Source organism: Streptomyces sp. NPDC057249, from assembly GCF_042669245.1.
Taxonomy (GTDB): Bacteria; Actinomycetota; Actinomycetes; order Streptomycetales; family Streptomycetaceae; genus Streptomyces.
In genome coordinates this window covers 33,577-49,467 of record NZ_JBHUXS010000011.1, presented here as the reverse complement: position 1 = coordinate 49,467, position 15,891 = coordinate 33,577, and the positions used below count along the sequence as shown (strand labels likewise).

At 70.8% G+C, this 15,891-nt stretch carries 13 protein-coding genes and 1 pseudogene; 3 read left to right on the top strand and 11 right to left on the bottom strand.

Features of this window, described 5'->3' with window-relative positions; translation table 11 throughout:
* Positions 1-35 precede the first annotated feature (35 nt).
* From ACFUJY_RS21245 to ACFUJY_RS21235, 3 genes are all read right to left on the bottom strand, one after another.
* On the bottom strand, positions 36-1,097 hold the full coding sequence (locus tag ACFUJY_RS21245) for a LacI family DNA-binding transcriptional regulator (RefSeq protein ID WP_383301802.1): 1,062 nt from the start codon (positions 1,095-1,097) through the stop codon (positions 36-38).
* 71 nt (positions 1,098-1,168) lie between these two features.
* Positions 1,169-2,701 (bottom strand): glycoside hydrolase family 43 protein, encoded by a 1,533-nt coding sequence (locus ACFUJY_RS21240; protein ID WP_383301799.1) that lies wholly within the window; start codon positions 2,699-2,701, stop codon positions 1,169-1,171.
* 118 nt (positions 2,702-2,819) lie between these two features.
* On the bottom strand, positions 2,820-4,292 hold the full coding sequence (locus ACFUJY_RS21235; protein WP_383301798.1) for an endo-1,4-beta-xylanase: 1,473 nt from the start codon (positions 4,290-4,292) through the stop codon (positions 2,820-2,822).
* A gap of 305 nt (positions 4,293-4,597) precedes the next feature.
* Between ACFUJY_RS21235 and ACFUJY_RS21230 the strand changes: the two genes are divergently transcribed.
* Positions 4,598-6,070, top strand: coding sequence for a non-reducing end alpha-L-arabinofuranosidase family hydrolase (locus ACFUJY_RS21230; protein WP_383301796.1), 1,473 nt, complete (start codon positions 4,598-4,600; stop codon positions 6,068-6,070).
* Positions 6,071-6,126: 56 nt separating this feature from the next.
* Here the strand turns inward: ACFUJY_RS21230 and ACFUJY_RS21225 are convergent, their stop codons facing one another.
* The 8 genes and pseudogenes from ACFUJY_RS21225 to ACFUJY_RS21190 form a co-directional block, all read right to left on the bottom strand.
* Entirely contained in the window at positions 6,127-7,785 is a 1,659-nt protein-coding gene (locus ACFUJY_RS21225; RefSeq protein ID WP_383301794.1) for a catalase, read from the bottom strand.
* 226 nt (positions 7,786-8,011) lie between these two features.
* Positions 8,012-8,257, bottom strand: coding sequence for a DUF6480 family protein (locus ACFUJY_RS21220; RefSeq protein WP_383301792.1), 246 nt, complete (start codon positions 8,255-8,257; stop codon positions 8,012-8,014).
* 93 nt (positions 8,258-8,350) lie between these two features.
* Positions 8,351-8,617, bottom strand: coding sequence for a DUF4235 domain-containing protein (locus ACFUJY_RS21215; RefSeq protein ID WP_383301789.1), 267 nt, complete (start codon positions 8,615-8,617; stop codon positions 8,351-8,353).
* On the bottom strand, positions 8,614-9,081 hold the full coding sequence (locus tag ACFUJY_RS21210; protein WP_383301787.1) for a DUF3618 domain-containing protein: 468 nt from the start codon (positions 9,079-9,081) through the stop codon (positions 8,614-8,616). Before ACFUJY_RS21210 ends, ACFUJY_RS21215 begins: the two co-directional genes overlap by 4 nt.
* Positions 9,078-9,491, bottom strand: a complete 414-nt coding sequence (locus tag ACFUJY_RS21205; protein WP_383301786.1) for a phage holin family protein — start codon at positions 9,489-9,491, stop codon at positions 9,078-9,080. Before ACFUJY_RS21205 ends, ACFUJY_RS21210 begins: the two co-directional genes overlap by 4 nt.
* Before the next feature lie 118 nt (positions 9,492-9,609).
* A complete protein-coding gene (locus ACFUJY_RS21200) occupies positions 9,610-10,659 on the bottom strand; it encodes a YihY/virulence factor BrkB family protein (protein ID WP_383301783.1) in 1,050 nt (349 codons plus the stop codon).
* A gap of 96 nt (positions 10,660-10,755) precedes the next feature.
* Positions 10,756-12,314: pseudogene (locus tag ACFUJY_RS21195) on the bottom strand (polysaccharide lyase family 1 protein).
* A gap of 250 nt (positions 12,315-12,564) precedes the next feature.
* The gene (locus tag ACFUJY_RS21190; RefSeq protein WP_383301780.1) at positions 12,565-12,990 is read right to left on the bottom strand and encodes a DUF3592 domain-containing protein; all 426 of its coding nucleotides are present in this window, start codon (positions 12,988-12,990) and stop codon (positions 12,565-12,567) included.
* A 321-nt stretch (positions 12,991-13,311) separates the two neighbouring features.
* Between ACFUJY_RS21190 and ACFUJY_RS21185 the strand changes: the two genes are divergently transcribed.
* Both ACFUJY_RS21185 and ACFUJY_RS21180 read left to right on the top strand, forming a co-directional pair.
* On the top strand, positions 13,312-14,226 hold the full coding sequence (locus tag ACFUJY_RS21185; RefSeq protein WP_383301777.1) for a diiron oxygenase: 915 nt from the start codon (positions 13,312-13,314) through the stop codon (positions 14,224-14,226).
* Positions 14,227-14,251: 25 nt separating this feature from the next.
* Positions 14,252-15,886 (top strand): FAD-dependent oxidoreductase, encoded by a 1,635-nt coding sequence (locus ACFUJY_RS21180; protein WP_383301774.1) that lies wholly within the window; start codon positions 14,252-14,254, stop codon positions 15,884-15,886.
* Positions 15,887-15,891: the final 5 nt, after the last annotated feature.

Genomic DNA, 15,891 nt, shown 5'->3' with positions numbered 1-15,891 from the left:
CGGGGACGCGCGCCGGACCCGGCTGCCCGTCCGGGTCAGCGGGGCGACGGCGCGACGGCCGGGACGGGACCGGTGGAGGCCCGGACGACCAGCTCCGTGGCCAGCTCCATGCGTGCCGGTGATCGCGCGCCCCCGTCCTCGCCCCGGGAGAGCTCGATGAGCAGCTTCACGGCTGCGGCGCCCAATGCGGTACTCGGCTGCCGGACGGTCGTCAGGCCCGGGGTGATGTACTGCGCCTCGGGCAGGTCGTCGAAGCCGATGACGCTGATGTCCTCCGGGATGCGCAGACCACGGGCCGCCAGTGCGTCGTAGACGCCGAGTGCCATGGAGTCGGCGCAGGCGAAGATCCCGGTGATCCCCGGGTCGCCGTCGAGCAGGGCATGGGTGGCGGTCGCCGCCTTCGCCCGGTTCCACGCACCGTGGGCCACCGAGACCGTGGCACTGCCGGCGGTGGTGGTGTCGGCGGCGGCGCGGAAACCGTCGACGCGCGCCCTGCTGAAGAGATGGCGGGCATGGCCGGCGACCACGCCCATCCGCTCGTGCCCGAGCGACAGGAGGTGTTCGCCCGCCATGCGGCCACCTTCCCAGTTGGCCACTCCGACACTCGCCACCCCGGAGGGGGGTGTGCTCATGGGATCGATCAGTACGACCGGAACGCCTGCGGCGAAGAGTGCGCCGAACTGCTGGGACGCGGGGTCGACCAGCGTCCCGATCACTCCGATGGTGCGCCTTCGCAGCAGCCGTGACACCCAGTCGCCCTGCGGCTGCGCGAGGGTCAGGACGACGTCGAGCCCCGCTGCCGCCGCCTCCCGTCCGACACCGGCGATCAGCAGGTTCGCCCACGATCCCTCGAAGTGGGTGACCACCAGGTCGAGTACGTGGGACAGACCGCCGCTGTCGTCCCGCCCCTTCTCGCTCTTGGACCCGGCCCGGCGGGTGTAGCCGACGGCCCGCACGGCCTCCATGACCTTCGCGCGGGTCTCCGCCGAGACGTCCGTGCCGCCTCGCAGCACCTTGGACACCGTCGGGACGCTCGTACCGGCGGTCTTGGCCACCGAGGCCAGGGTGGGGCGCGATCCGGCTGGTCGAGGCGGCATGGGAAAAGGTTAGCCCAACCCGCCCGGGGGTCCTCGGCGGGCCGAAGGCCGCTGCGGGCGGCGCGCGGGGCTCATGCGGACGGCGGCGGGTCCGGGACGTACTCGTACCAGTCGAAGGCGACCGAGCCCCGGGTGGCGTACATGCCGATCACCCGGCCGGTGAAACCGCAGGCGACCTCGGTGGACAGGTAGCGCCCGTCCAGTTCGGCGAGCGGCCGGGCGTCCGGCGCTTCGGGATCGCCGAGCCAGAAGGCGATGGTGTCGGGGCCCGTGGTGCCGCCGTCCGTGAGGTGGGGCGACGCGGGAACGAGGTCGTGGGTACGGATCGTCACGGTGAGGGGCAGTGGCCCGGCGGCGGGCCTGCGGGCCAGGGTCTGGCGCAGGGGTCCGATGCGGGCGATGACGGAGACCTCGCCGTCGCCGGCCTCCACCTCGTAGTGGTGGGCCTCGTCCAGGCGCACGCAGAGACCGCCACGGCCGGTGCCGGGGTCGATCAGGGCGGTGACCCGGCAGTCGTGGTGCTGCTGGCGACGGCCCACGAAGGTGTACCCGGGGCGGTCGAGGGTGGGGCCGGTGGCCCTGAGGACGAGCAGGCCGGGGCGCTCGGCGAGGGACCAGGACGCCTGGGGGCGGGCGAACGGCGAGATCCAGTGGGGTGCCAGAGCGGGCCCGTCGAAGTCGTCGCGGGCGGGCGGGGGCGGGACGGGGTGCCAGGCGCCGGCCGGGGCCGCGTGGCTCTCCGGGACGGGGGCGACCACGGGCCAGCCCTCGTCGTCCCACTCCACGGGCGTCAGGTACGTCTCGCGGCCGAGCACGTGCACGTCGGGGGTGAAGCCACGTGGGCGGACGCCGAGCAGCACCATCCACCAACTGCCGTCCGGAGCCTCCACCAGGTCCCCGTGGCCGGTGTTCTGAATGGCGCGGGCGGTCCCGCTGTGGGACAGCAGCGGGTTGGCGGGTGCGCCCTCCCAGGGGCCGCGCGGCGAGCGGCTGCGGGCGACGGACACGCTGTGGCCGCGTTCCGTGCCGCCTTCCGCGATCAGCAGGTACCACCAGTCGCCGATGCGGTAGAGGTGCGGTGCCTCGGGGAACTTGAGCCCGCTGCCCGACCAGGTGGGGAAGGGCCCCTCCAGCACCTCGCCCGTGACCGGGTCGACGCGGGCCATGTTGATGCCCCCGGCGGGGCCGGAGAAGGCGCACCAGCAGGTGCCGTCCTCCTCCCACGCGAGGTCGGGGTCGATCCCGGTCAGGTCCATCCACACCGGGTCGCTCCACGGCCCCTCGGGCCGCTGCGCGGAGACGACGAAGTTGCCGCCGCCGTCGATGTTGGTGTTGACGACCCAGTAGCGGCCCCCGTGGTGCCGGATGGTGGGGGCGTACAGGCCGCCGGACGCCTTGGCTCCGGGGAGGGGCAACGGGAGTTGACCGGGCCGGTCGAGGACGTTGCCGATGTGCTCCCAGTGCACCAGGTCCTTGCTGTGGTGGAGCGGCAGCCCGGGGAAGTACTCGAAGCTGGAACACACCAGGTAGTAGTCGTCGCCGACCCGGCAGACGCTCGGATCGGGGTGGAACCCGCTGATGACCGGGTTGTGGTACGTGTGCACGTGCGAGGTCTTCCCTTCGACCGCTCCGGAGCCGTGCGCGGGCCGCCGCCGAGACGGCGGCGGCCCTCTGGACGGTCAGCGCTGTCCCGGCCGGGGAGGAGGACAGCGGCGGACCGGGTCAGGACGACAGCGTCCAGCGCTGGTTGCTGCCGTTCGCGCAGGAGTAGAGCTGGAGCTGCGTACCGTTGGCGGTGCCGGCGCCCACGGCGTCGAGGCAGAGTCCGGACTGCACGCCGACGATGGTCCCGTCGGAGTTGAGGCGCCACTTCTGGTTGTCGCCGCCCCAGCAGCTGTAGATCTGGATCTTGGCACCGTTGCCGCTGCCCGCGGCGTCCAGGCACTTGTTGCCGTAGACCCGCAGCTCACCGGCGGAGGTGCGCTCCCACTTCTGGTTGGTGGCGTTGTGGCAGTCGTAGAGCTGGACCGTGGTGCCGTCCGACGTACTGGAGTTGGGCACGTCCACGCAGCGGCCGGAGCCGACGCCCTTGAGCTGTCCGCTCTGCCCGCCCTCTTCGCCGCCGTCACCGTCGCCGTCGCCGTCACCGGGGTCGGTGGACGAGCCGCTGTTGAGTGCGTTCAGGACGGAGGTGTAGGCGGCCTTCTTGCTGCCGTCGTTGTTGAACAGCAGCGGGGTGTCGCCGGACCGCCAGGAGTCGCTGTCGCGTACGCCCCAGACGGTGATGCCGAGGCAGCGCGAGACGGCCAGGCAGTCGTTGACGACGCTGGCGTAGGTCGAACCCGAGGCTCCCTGGATGTCGAGTTCGGTGATGGCGACGTCCACGCCGAGGGCGGCGAAGTTCTGCAGGGTGGTGCGGAAGTTGCTGTTGTACGGGCTGCCGCTGTTGAAGTGCGACTGGAAGCCGACGCAGTCGATCGGCACGCCGCGCTGCTTGAAGTCCTTGACCATGTTGTACATCGCCTGGGTCTTCGCCCAGGTCCAGTTCTCGACGTTGTAGTCGTTGTAACAGAGCTTGGCGCTCGGGTCGGCGGCGCGCGCGGCGCGGAAGGCCACCTCGATCCAGTCGTTGCCGGTGCGCTGGAGGTTGGAGTCCCGGCGGGCGCCCGAACTGCCGTCGGCGAACGCCTCGTTCACGACGTCCCACTGGGCGATCTTGCCCTTGTAGTGGCCCATCACACCGTTGATGTGGTCGACCATCGCCTGGCGCAGGGTGCTGCCGCTGAGGCTCTGCATCCAGCCGGGCTGCTGGGAGTGCCAGGCCAGGGTGTGGCCGCGCACCTTCTTGCCGTTCTGCACCGCCCAGTTGTACACGCGGTCGGCCGAGCTGAAGTTGAACTGACCCCGCTGGGGCTCGGTCGCGTCGATCTTCATCTCGTTCTCGGCGGTCACCATGTTGAACTCGCGGGAGGCGATGGAGGTGTACGCCGAGTCGCCGAGCTTGCCCGAGGCGATGGCGGTGCCGAAGTAGCGCCCGCTCTGCGCAGCGGCGGCACCGAGCGTGTTCTCGGCGGCGTGCGCGTCCGACGGTGCGACCAGCGCGGCGGACGCGCCCAGGACGCCGACGAGCAGTGCCGGGAGCAGTGCGCGGAGTGGCCGGCTGAGAGCGGATCTCGGAAGGGCGTAGGAGCCCATGGCTGTGCCTCCTCGGTAGGGGAAACGCGGAAGGACCGGAGCGCGGCGGACCGCATGGCCCGCTCAGGAACGGATGATTGAGGGTTTGACAGTGGATCGTCAATACCTCGCACCAAGAATGTTTCTGAGGAACGATCGAAATATTTCGAAAGCGACGAAGTCGATTTCCTGGCGAGAGAATCCGCCGAACACCTTGACTGTGAGCGTTAACATTTCTAGCTTGTGGCACCACGCACAGGGCCATGTTCGAAATGTTTCGGCGCTGCCCTGCGCTCTCGCATCCCTGCTCCCAGGAGGTCCCCCAGATGCGGTTCCGCCTTCCCTTCCCCTTCCGTCGAGGACGCCTCCTGGCCGTCCTGGCACCCTTGTTGCTCGTCGCCACCTTCATCGGCGCCGAGCCGGCGGCCGCCGCGACCGTCGACTCCAACGCCTCGTACGTCCTGGTCAACCGCAACAGCGGCAAGGCCCTGGACGTGTACAACCTGGCGACCGGCGACGGTGCGCGCATCACCCAGTGGTCCCGGAACGACCAGGCCCAGCAGCAGTGGCAGTTCGTCGATTCCGGCGACGGCTACTACCGCGTCAGGTCCCGCCACTCGGGCAAGGTGCTGGACGTCTACAACTGGTCGACCGCGAACGGCGGCTCGATCGTCCAGTGGTCGGACCTGAACGCCGCCAACCAGCAGTGGCGGCTGGCCGACAGCAGTGACGGCTACGTGCGGCTGATCTCGCGCCACAGCGGCAAGGCCCTCGAAGTGCAGGGCGCCTCCACCGCGGACGGCGCGAACATCGTGCAGTACGACGACTGGGGCGGCGCCAACCAGCAGTGGAAGCTGGTGAAGGTCGGCGACGAGAACCCCGGCACCGGTACCTGTGAGCTCCCGTCCTCGTACCGCTGGAGCTCCACGGGCGCACTGGCGCAGCCCCGGTCGGGCTGGGCCTCGCTGAAGGACTTCACCGTCGTCCCGTACAACGGCAAGCAGCTCGTCTACGCGACCACGCACGACCTGGGGTCGAGCTGGGGGTCCATGAACTTCAGCCTGTTCGACGACTGGCCGGACATGGCGTCGGCCGGGCAGAACGCGATGTCCTCCGCGACCGTCGCGCCCACGCTCTTCTACTTCGCGCCGAAGAACATCTGGGTGCTCACCTACCAGTGGGGCGCGACCGCCTTCTCGTACCGGACGTCGAACGACCCCGCCAACGCCAACGGCTGGTCGGCCCCGCAGACGCTCTTCTCCGGGAGCATCAGCGGCTCCGGAACGGGACCCATCGACCAGACGCTCATCGGTGACGGGTCGAACATGTACCTGTTCTTCGCCGGTGACAACGGGAAGATCTACCGGGCGAGCATGCCGATCGGGAACTTCCCGGGCAGCTTCGGCTCGTCGTCGACCGTGATCATGAGCGACTCGACGAACAACCTGTTCGAGGCCCCGCAGGTGTACAAGCTGAAGGGCCAGAACCGCTACCTCATGATCGTCGAGGCGATCGGCTCCCAGGGCCGCTACTTCCGTTCGTTCACGGCCACCAGCCTCAACGGCACGTGGACTCCGCAGGCCGCGACCGAGAGCAACCCCTTCGCCGGCAAGGCCAACAGCGGTGCCACCTGGACCAACGACATCAGTCACGGCGAACTGATCCGCACCGGCCCCGACCAGACCATGACCGTCGACCCCTGCAACCTGCAACTGCTCTACCAGGGCCGCAGCCCCCAGTCCGGCGGTGACTACGGCCTCCTGCCCTACCGCCCCGGCCTGCTGACGCTGAGGCGCTGAGCCGTACGGCAACGGACCGGCCCTCCCGCGGCGGACTCGCGGGAGGGCCGGTGGCGTCAGCGGGTGACGACGTGGCGTTCGTCGGGGACGCAGTGGGTCATGGTCAGACCGGTGACGTCGCGCGGCGGGTTGTCGCCGAGGCGGGAGAGGCGCAGCCGGTCCTCGTCGGTGAGGGTCTGGCCGGGCAGCGGCTCCAGGCCCTTGACGTCGGCGGGAGTGATGCGGAGACCTTCGCCGATCTTGAGGCCGAGTTCGTTCTCCACGAGCAGGAAGTGCCAGACCATCCGCTCCTGGACCGGCCGGTCGCACTGCGAGAGCAGGTTGACGAGGTTGTGCACGAGGTCGTCGCGCTCCCACTGCTCCATCAGGAGGTAGCGCTGCCCGGCCTGGAGGTAGTCGTTGGTCCGGGGGATGCGCTTGCGGGTGAGCCGGCCGCGCACCTCGGGCCCCACCTCGTCGTGCGTGGGGTACTGCGCCTCCCGCAGACCGCCCGTGATGGACGGCTCGTAGTTGACGATCGGGTTCCCGCCGCCGCCGTCCACGTGGTAGGTCATCAGACCGTCGCGCTGGTTGGTGCGCACGGGGGCGTTCTTGGCCTGGTTGACCGGCAGTTGCAGGTAGTTGGGGCCGACGCGGTAGCGCTGGGTGTCGCTGTACGAGAAGGTCCGGCCCACCAGCATCTTGTCGTCGGAGAAGTCGAGCCCGTCCACCAGCACACCGGTGCCGAAGGAGATCTGGTCGTTCTCGGCGAAGTAGTTCTCCGGCATCCGGTCGAGGACCATCCGGCCGACCGCCTTGGGCGGGAAGTCCTGCTCGGGCCAGGTCTTGGTGTCGTCCAGCGGGTCGAAGTCCAGCTCCGGATGGTCGTGGTCGTCCATCAGCTGGACGAGCAGCTCCCACTCCGGATGGGCGCCGCGCCCCACCGCCTCGTACAGGTCCTTCGTGGCGTGGCCGAGGCTGTCGGCCTGTACATTGGCCGCGTCCTCCTCGGTCATGCTGCGCACGCCCGCCTTGGGCATCCAGTGGTACTTCACGAGGAACGACTCGCCGGACTCGTTGACCCACTTGTACGTGTTGACCCCGAAGCCCTGCATGTGGCGGTAGTCCGCCGGGATGCCGCGCGGGCTGAACAGGTTGACCAGCATGTGCATGGACTCGGGCGTCTGCGACATGAAGTCGAAGATGCGCCGCGGCTGCTGCTCGAACGTGACGGGGTCCGGCTTGAGCGCGTGGATCACGTCCGGGAACTTGATCGCGTCCCGGATGAAGAAGATCCCCAGGTTGTTGCCGACGAGATCCCAGTTGCCGTCTTCGGTGTAGAACTTCACCGCGAAACCGCGCGGGTCGCGCGCCGCCTCGGAGGAGTCCCGGCCGCCGATGACGGTGGAGAAGCGCACCGCGACATCCGTGCGCTTGCCGCGCTCCTGGAAGAGCCTGGCGCGGGTGAAGCGGGCGATGGGCTCGTCGCCGAAGGCGCCGTACGCCTCGAAGTATCCGTACGCGGTCACGCCCCGGGCGTGCACGACGCGCTCGGGAATCCGCTCGCGGTCGAAGTGGCTGATCTTCTCCAGGAACTGGTAGTTCTCCAGCGTGGCCGGGCCGCGGGCGCCGACGGTGCGCTGGTTCTGGTTGTCGTGGACGGGATGGCCCTGCCGGTTGGTGAGCGTCTCCCGCCCGTCCCCGGCAGCGGGGCCCCTGCTCGATACGTCCGTCACGTGCGTCGACTCCTTCGGAACGTGTACGTATGCGCCTTTTCACCAAGTTATGCGAGGTTTGCGCACCCGGCAGGGCGGGCCGCCGGTGCGGGCGCACGGACACGGCCTCCCCGCTCCGCGCGGGTTCGGCCGTTCGGGTCGCCCCTCCCCCGGGCGTTCGGGTCGCCCCTCCCCCGGGCGTTCGGGTCGCCCCTCCCCCGGCCGTTCGGGTCGCCCCTCCCCCGGGTCAGAGCAGCAGGATGATGGCGTACACCAGGAAGAACGCCGCGATGAGGAGCGTCACGCCGATGATCAGGGCCATCGGGACCTTGGCCCAGCCCTTCGGCGGGTTGTAGGTGGTGTCCTGGGGCCCCGCCCCCGACAGGCCGCTCTCGGCGGGCGGGGTCTCTCCGGGCGGCACTCCGCCGCCCGGTTCCAGTCCTGTGGTCTCACGGGGTTCCGGATCCGGGTCCGGGGTCTGCGAAGGAGTCATGTGATCCACGTTCCCCGATGACCGCCCGGTTCGCCCGCTCACGGCGGGCGCCGGTGGTCCGGCGCCCGCCGTCTCCCTCGCCGCGGCGCGGCGTCAGCCCGGCCAGCTGCCGGTGAGGCGGCGGGTGGTCACCGCGCCGGAACGCTCTATCGCCGCCTTGACCACGGCGAAGATCGCGCCCTGAACGGCCGCGGCGAGCAGGATCTCCCGCCACCGGCGGTCCTCGTCCATGGCGTCCGGGGCGTCGCCCTCGCCCTCGATGACCTTCCAGACCTGCTTGAACGCCATCCCCGCGAGCATGCCGCCGGCGGCGCCGAGCACGAGCGCGACGGGCTTGTACGCGATCTTGGCCGCGTTCACCGGCGGTGGCCCCGGCTGCGGCGGACCAGGAGGACGGCGGCGATCAGCGCACCGGCCGCGAGGAGCGGGGTGCGGTTGGCGCGGGCCGCGGTGGCCGCCTGGCCGGCGGTCTCCCGCAGGGGCTCGGGCGCCTTGTCCGCCGCGTACTGTCCGGCCTTGACCGCGCTCTCGCGTACCTGGGCGGCGGCCTGGAGCGTCTTCTCCAGGACGGGGTCCGGGGTGCGCTCCTTGAGCTGCTGGGCGACGAGTGCCGCCTTGTCGCGCACCTGGCCGGTGGCCAGGGCGGCCTTCTCCGCGGTCTGCTGCTTCACAGCGGCCGTCCTCTCCTTCGCCTGCGCCTTGACGTCGGCCTTGGCGGCCAGCGCCTCGACGGTCATCCCGAGTTCGTCACGGGTGTGCTCGACCTGCCTGCGCAGGTCGTCGGGGGTGGGGTTTTCGTTGTCGGTCCGGTGTGTGTCGCTCATCGGTGTGCCTTTTCCTTGATCTCTGCCACATCGGCCTTGACGCTGTCGATGGTCTGCTCGGGTGCCGGCGTCCCGGCCTCGGTGATCTGCCGCTTCCCTGCCAGGGCGGCGACGGCGGCCGCGGCCGCCAGCACCGCCGTGACGACGAGGGCCGCCGCCCACACCGGCAGCACCAGTGCGAGGGCGACGATGCACGTCGCCACCAGGGCCTGGGCCGTCAGGAAGCCCAGCAGGCCGGCTGCGCCGAAGAGGCCGCCGCCCTTGCCGTACCGCTTGCCCTTCTCGGTCATTTCCGCCCGGGCGAGCCGCATCTCCTCCCGGACCAGCTCCGAGATCTGCTGCGAGGCACGCGAGACCAGCACGTTCACCGACTCGTCGGTGCCGTGGGCCTGACGCTCCATGGTGCGCATACGAGGTCACCTTGCCTTCCTCGATCGTCCGAATCGCGGGCCGCGCCCATCCGTCCGGCGCAGCGGCGCGTGTGTCGGTCCCGGCACGCGTACCCGGTGATCGGCGGAACACCCCCGGTCAATCCTCCATCCGGCGGCGCTCCTCCTCGCTCCAGGCACGGGTGTCGCGGGGCGCCACGTACGGCTCCTCGTCCTCGGGCAGACCGCCGGCGATGGCGCGCCGGCGGGCCATCTCGGCGTCGAATTCCAGGCCGAGCAGGATCGCGAGGTTGGTGATCCACAGCCATACGAGGAACACGACGACGCCCGCAAGGGCGCCGTAGGTCCTGCTGTACGAGGCGAAGTTCGTGACGTAGAACGCGAAGCCGGCGGAGGCGGCCAGCCAGATGAGCATCGCCAGCAGACTGCCGGGGGTGATCCACCGGAAGCCGTGCCCCTTGGCGTTGGGGGCGGCCCAGTACAGGAGCGCGATCATGAGGATGACCAGAAGGACCAGGACCGGCCATTTGGCGATGGACCACACGGTCAGCGCGGTGTCGCCGATTCCGAGGGCGGTGCCCGCCTGCCGGGCGAGGGCACCCGAGAAGACGACGATGAGGGCGCTGGCGCAGGCGAGGACCATCAGCGTGACGGTGAGCGCGAGGCGCAGGGGCAGGATCTTCCAGACCGGCCGGCCCTCGGGCAGGTCGTAGACGGCGTTCGAGGTGCGGATGAACGCGGCGATGTAGCCGGAGGCGGACCAGACGGCCACCACCAGGCCGACGACGGCCATGACGGACCCGACTCCGGCGTGGTCCTGAAGCCGGCTCACCGCGTCGGTGAGGATGTCGCGGGCCGAGCCGGGCGCCAGTTCGCGGAGGTTGTCCAGGACCCGCCGGGTGGCGGACTCCCCCGCGATGCCCAGTAGGGACACCAGGACCAGCAGCGCCGGGAATTGCGACAGGACTCCGTAGTACGTGAGCGCGGCGGCCCGGTCGGCCAGTTCGTCGTCCTTGAACTCCCGCGCGGTGGCGCGCAGTACGGCGAGCCAGGACCGGCCGCTCAGCTGGCTGGGCTCGTCGGGGGCCCGCTCCTCCACCTCCTCGCCGGGGCCCGTCTCCGGTGCGGGTCCGTCGCCGCCGTGGTGGTGTTCTTCCCTGCCGGTGCCGGGGTGTGGTGTCCGTTTCATACGGTGCGGATTGCCCGCCGGGCGGTACTCATGTGTGGAGGGCCGGTCGGGGGAGGGTGTGCTCCCCGGACCGGCCCGGCTGTGCGGGAGGGGCCGCTATCCGGCGTACGTCTCGAACTCGGCGATCCTCGGAGTGCCGCTGGCCGAGGTGATCTCGAAGGTGATCTTGCGCAGCGAGGTGGCCGGGATGGCGATCGCACCGGCTCCGCTGCCGGTCTTGAGGACCGCGCCGGTGTCGGCGTCCAGCAGCCGCCAGGAACCGATGACGCCCTGGGCGCCCGCCGCCTCGCGGATGTCGACAGCGGAGACGGTGGTGGCCGAGCCCCACTTGATGGAGACGGAGCCGGTGGTGCCGGCGGGTGACCAGTAGGTGCTCAGGTCACCGTCGCGCACGTTGCCGTAGCTGGTTCCGCTCGCCTTGCTGGAGCCGTCCGAGCCCGCGCCGAGGCTGAGGTTGGTGCCGGTGGGCGTGGTCGGGTCGGTCGGGTCCGGCGTCGGGTCGGTCGGGTCCGGGGTGGGGTCGGTCGGGTCCGGCGTCGGGGTCGTGGTGGAGCAGTCGCCGTCCGAGACCTTGAGCCCCTTGCCGGCTCCGGCCGTGCTGGTCACGATGGCCGGCACGCAGGAGGAGTCGTCGAGGGTGTACGCGTAGGGGATGCTGATCGAGGTGTTGGACTGCGGGTTGGGGCCGGCCGGGTGGTTCTCCTCGCCGGGCTCGGACCAGGTGATGTTGTCGAAGGTGTTGCCGCTGACCTGCCAGTACCCGGCGGCGTCGGTGTAGAAGGTGCCCAGGACGTCCTTGGAGTCCTTGAAGTAGTTGTTGTCCACCTTGGCGTGGGCGCCGGCCCGGGAGTTGATCCCGGACTTGTTCAGCTTCACGTAGTAGTTGTTGTAGATGTGGGCGGTGCCGCCGCGCAGCAGCGGTGTGCGGGAGTCGACGTTCTCGTACAGGTTGTGGTGGAACGTGACGTAGCCGTTGTCGAGCTGGGTCTCGCTGGAACCGATGAGGCCGCCGCGGCCGGAGTTGCGCAGGGTGCTGTAGGACAGCGTCACGTACTGGGTGTTGTCCTTCATGTCGAAGAGGCCGTCGAACCCGTCGTCCTCGCCACCGGACGCCTCCAGGGTGGCGTGGTCGACCCAGACGTTGCGGACGTCGCTCTCCATGCCGATGGCGTCGCCGCCGTTGGACGTGGGCGAGCCGGACTTCTTGACGTTCTTGACGGTCACGTTCTGGATGATGATGTTGCTCGACTGGCGTATGTGGATGCCCAGTTGGTCGAAGACGGCCCCGCTTCCGACGCCGACGAGGGTGACGTTGCTGATCTGTTTGAGCTCGATGACGCCGGCCGCCGTGTTGCAGCTGTCGCCGGACACCTTGGCGGTGTTGGCGTGGTTGATGGTGCCCTCGACCTCGATGATGATCGGGTGCTGCTGCTGGCCCGGCCGCACAGGGCCTGGTGGATCTGGGTCCCGGTGGTGGCCCGGACGGTCTGCCCGCCCGCGCCGCCGGTGGTGCCGCCGTTCTGGCTCGCGTAGCCGGTGGCGCCGCCCGCGACGGCGGCGGATGCCTCGGGCATCGTCAGGACCGCTCCGGCCGCGGCCGCCAGGGCCATCGTGGACAGCGCCGCAGACAGTCTCAGTGCGACTGGTCGCCTCATGTTCGTTCCCATTCGTCGAAGAGAGATGGAAAGCGCTTTCTGGTTGGCGAGGATAGGGGCGCCAAGACTGCGAGTACAAGGATGTGAACGCGGAAAGACGACGCTTTCTTGATTTGGGCACGTCAACACTGGGGCGTTCCCGGCCCAATCGTGCCGTAACGGCCGGGAGGCCCTTCCCCGGCCGGGCAGCCAGCTGGACAAGGACCTCGGATGCGGACGGATGACGGGCGTTCACCCGCGCGCGGGCGGCTCAGAGCACCGCCGCGAGGACCCCCGCCGTCACCAGGGCGACGGCGCAGCCGGCCCCGATCACCAGTTCCCTGACCCGGCGGACCCCGAAGGAGGGCACTCGGGCGGTCGCGGACTCGGGCGCGCCGGCGGCGTAGTACACGGTCACGGCATCGCCCTCCGCGATGTCGATTCGGCTTCGATGCTCCTCGAAGACGACGGTCCGGCCGGCCTCCGTGCGGAACTCCAGGGTGGCGTACGAGAGGACGACCGGGGCCCCCTCGGCGTCCCGCGCCTCCTCCGTGCGCACCCCCGCGCACCGCCCCTCGGCGGTGCGCCCGGCCCACGCGGCCCTCAGCCGGGGCCCCTCCGCCTGCCGGTCGAGAGCCCTGGCGAAGACCACGGCCGCGATCGCGGCGGCGACGAAGTAGACGGCGGCGATGACCATGACGCTCCCCGAGGTCGGCGGGCCGGGGCGGCGGCGCCGGGCCGCGGCAGACCGCCATCGTCCCCCGGCCCCGATTCCCGGACAAGGCCCCGCGGCGTCCCGCGCCGGCCCCACGGGCGCGCCCGTCCCGTGGAGAGAACGCACATATTTCCTACGCGGGGGTAGTGAGCGCGCGCCTCTTGCTATACCTTCCGTCTAACAGCTTGCTAGACGCCGCGTCTAACAAGCGAGGGCGGCGTCCGAGGCCGGCGATCTCATCGGGCCGGTACGCGATGAGGGCCGGACGGCGCCGGGTCGATCTCTCAGTCAAGGAGCCGCAGCATGGCAAGCAGCACCGTTCGGCCGGAGGACCAGGACCGGGCCGCCGAGCAGGACGTCGCCCGGCGCCTGCTCGATTCGTCCGCGAAGCTCTCCTACGACCCCGCCACCGAGGTGGACTGGAACACCCCCCTGGACACGGACCACCACGGCGCGAGCCCCGAGTGGAGCACGCTCTACGGAACCGCATACTGGGGCGAGTTGACGGAAAGTCAGCGCAAGGCGCTGACCCGCCAGGAGGCCGCATCGGTCGCCAGCACCGGCATCTGGTTCGAGATGATCCTCCAGCAGATGGTGCTGCGCGACATGTACGCCAAGGACCCGACCGACCCGCGCTTCCAGTGGGCCCTGACCGAGGTCGCCGACGAGTGCCGGCACTCGATCATGTTCGCCCGGGGCGCGGCGAAGCTGGGCGCGCCGGCGTACCGGCCGCGCCGCCCGGTGCTCGAACTGGGCCGCGCCTTCAAGACCCTGGCCTTCGGCGAAGCGGCGTACGCGGCGATCCTCGTGGCGGAGGAGGTACTCGACGTGATGCAGCGCGACTGGATGCGCGACGAGCGCGTCGCGCCGTTCGTCCGCACGATCAACAACATCCACGTGGTGGAGGAGTCCCGCCACATGAAGTTCGCCCGCGACGAGACGCGCAAGCGCCTGCGCGACGCGGGCCCGGTGCGCCGCCACCTCAACGCGCTCGTCGTCGCCATCGCCTCGTACTACATCGTCACCAGCATGGTGAACCGGGACGTCTACGTGAACGCCGGCCTGGACGGCGCCCGGGCGCGGGCCGAGGCGAAGACCAACGAGCACCACAAGTCCCTGATGCGGTCGAGCTGTTCGGGACTGATGGAGTTCCTGTCGTCGGCCCGTCTGCTGACGAAGCCGGCCCTGTTCTTCTACCAGCGCGCCCACCTGATCTGACCCGAGCCGAGAGCCCGAGCCGACCATGACCTACGCCATCACCCAGACCTGCTGCAACGACGCCACCTGTGTCGCCGTGTGCCCCGTCAACTGCATCCACCCGACGCCGGAGGAACCGGACTTCGGCCGTACGGAGATGCTGTACGTCGATCCGGAGACCTGCATCGACTGCGGGGCGTGCGCCGACGCCTGCCCGGTGGACGCGATCTTCCCGGTGGACAGCCTCTTCGGGGCGCGCCAGGAGTACGCCGCCATCAACGCGGCCTACTATGCCGACCGGCGACCGGAGGCCGCCACCGGGCCCAACTTCCATGCCTGGGGCGCTCCTTCGTTCACGCGCAGCCTGCCGTCCGACTTCGCCCCGATCCGGGTCGCGGTCGTCGGCACCGGGCCCGCCGGGATGTACGCGGCGGAGGACCTGCTGCTGCACACCAACGCCGAGGTGACCCTGATCGACCGGCTTCCGGTGGCCGGCGGGCTCGTCCGGTACGGCGTGGCGCCGGACCACCCGGGGACGAAGGGGGTCGGCGAGACCTTCGCACGGTTCCACGCCCACCCCAGGGTGCGGATGCACCTCAACGTCGAGGTCGGCACGCACATCTCCGCCGAGGAGCTGGCCGCGCACCACGACGCGGTGATCTACGCGGTCGGGGCCGGCGCCGACCGCCGGCTCTCGGTCCCCGGCGAGGACCTGCCGTCGAGCATCGCGGCGACCTCGTTCGTCGCCTGGTACAACGCGCACCCCGAAGTGGCGCCGGACGCCGTGGACCTGTCCCGGGCCGAGCGGGTGGTCGTCGCGGGGAACGGCAACGTGGCGCTCGACGTGGCGCGCGTCCTCGTCGCGGACCCGGCGGAGCTCGCGGGCACCGACATCGCCGACCACGCCCTGGCCGCGCTGCGCGGCTCCGGGGTGCGCGAGGTCGTGCTGCTCGGGCGGCGCGGTCCTGAGGACGCCGCGTGCACGTCGTCCGAACTGCTCGCGCTCAGACATCTGCCGGGGGTGGAGCTGGTGGTCGACGACCACGATCCACGCATCGGCCCGGCGATCGAGGATGCCGGGTCCGGCAGCGCGGCCGCCGTGCTGCGGGGGGTCCGCCGCGAGCGCGTGGACTGGTCGGGCCCGCCCGCCGAGGGGCGGCGCATCGTGCTCCGCTTCCACTCGGCGCCCGTGGAGGTGACCGGCCGCGACGACGTGACGGGCGTCCGGGTCACGGCGGACGACGGCGAATCCGCGATACCGGCGCAGCTGTTCCTGCGGGCCATCGGCTACCGGGGCCTGGCCCTCCCCGGTCTGCCCTTCGACGAGGCGAGCGGCACGGTGCCGCACGAGGCCGGCCGGGTGACGGGAATGCCCGGCACCTATGTCGTCGGCTGGATCAAGCGGGGGCCCTCCGGGGGCATCGGCGCCAACCGCACCTGCGCCGCCGAGACGGTCGGCACGCTGCTCGCGGACGCGGTCGCCGGCGCTCTCCCGTCCCCCGTCCACCCGGCGCGGGCGTTCGGCCGCCTGGTCCGGGGCCGCGCCCGCCAGGTGGTCGACGCCCGGGGCCTGGCCGCGATCGACCGCGCCGAGCGGGCCCGGGGGCGGGACGGCGGACGCCCCCGGGTGAAGTTCGGCACGGTCCCGGAACTGGTCGCGGCGTCGAAGGGGCGCCGCTGAGGGGC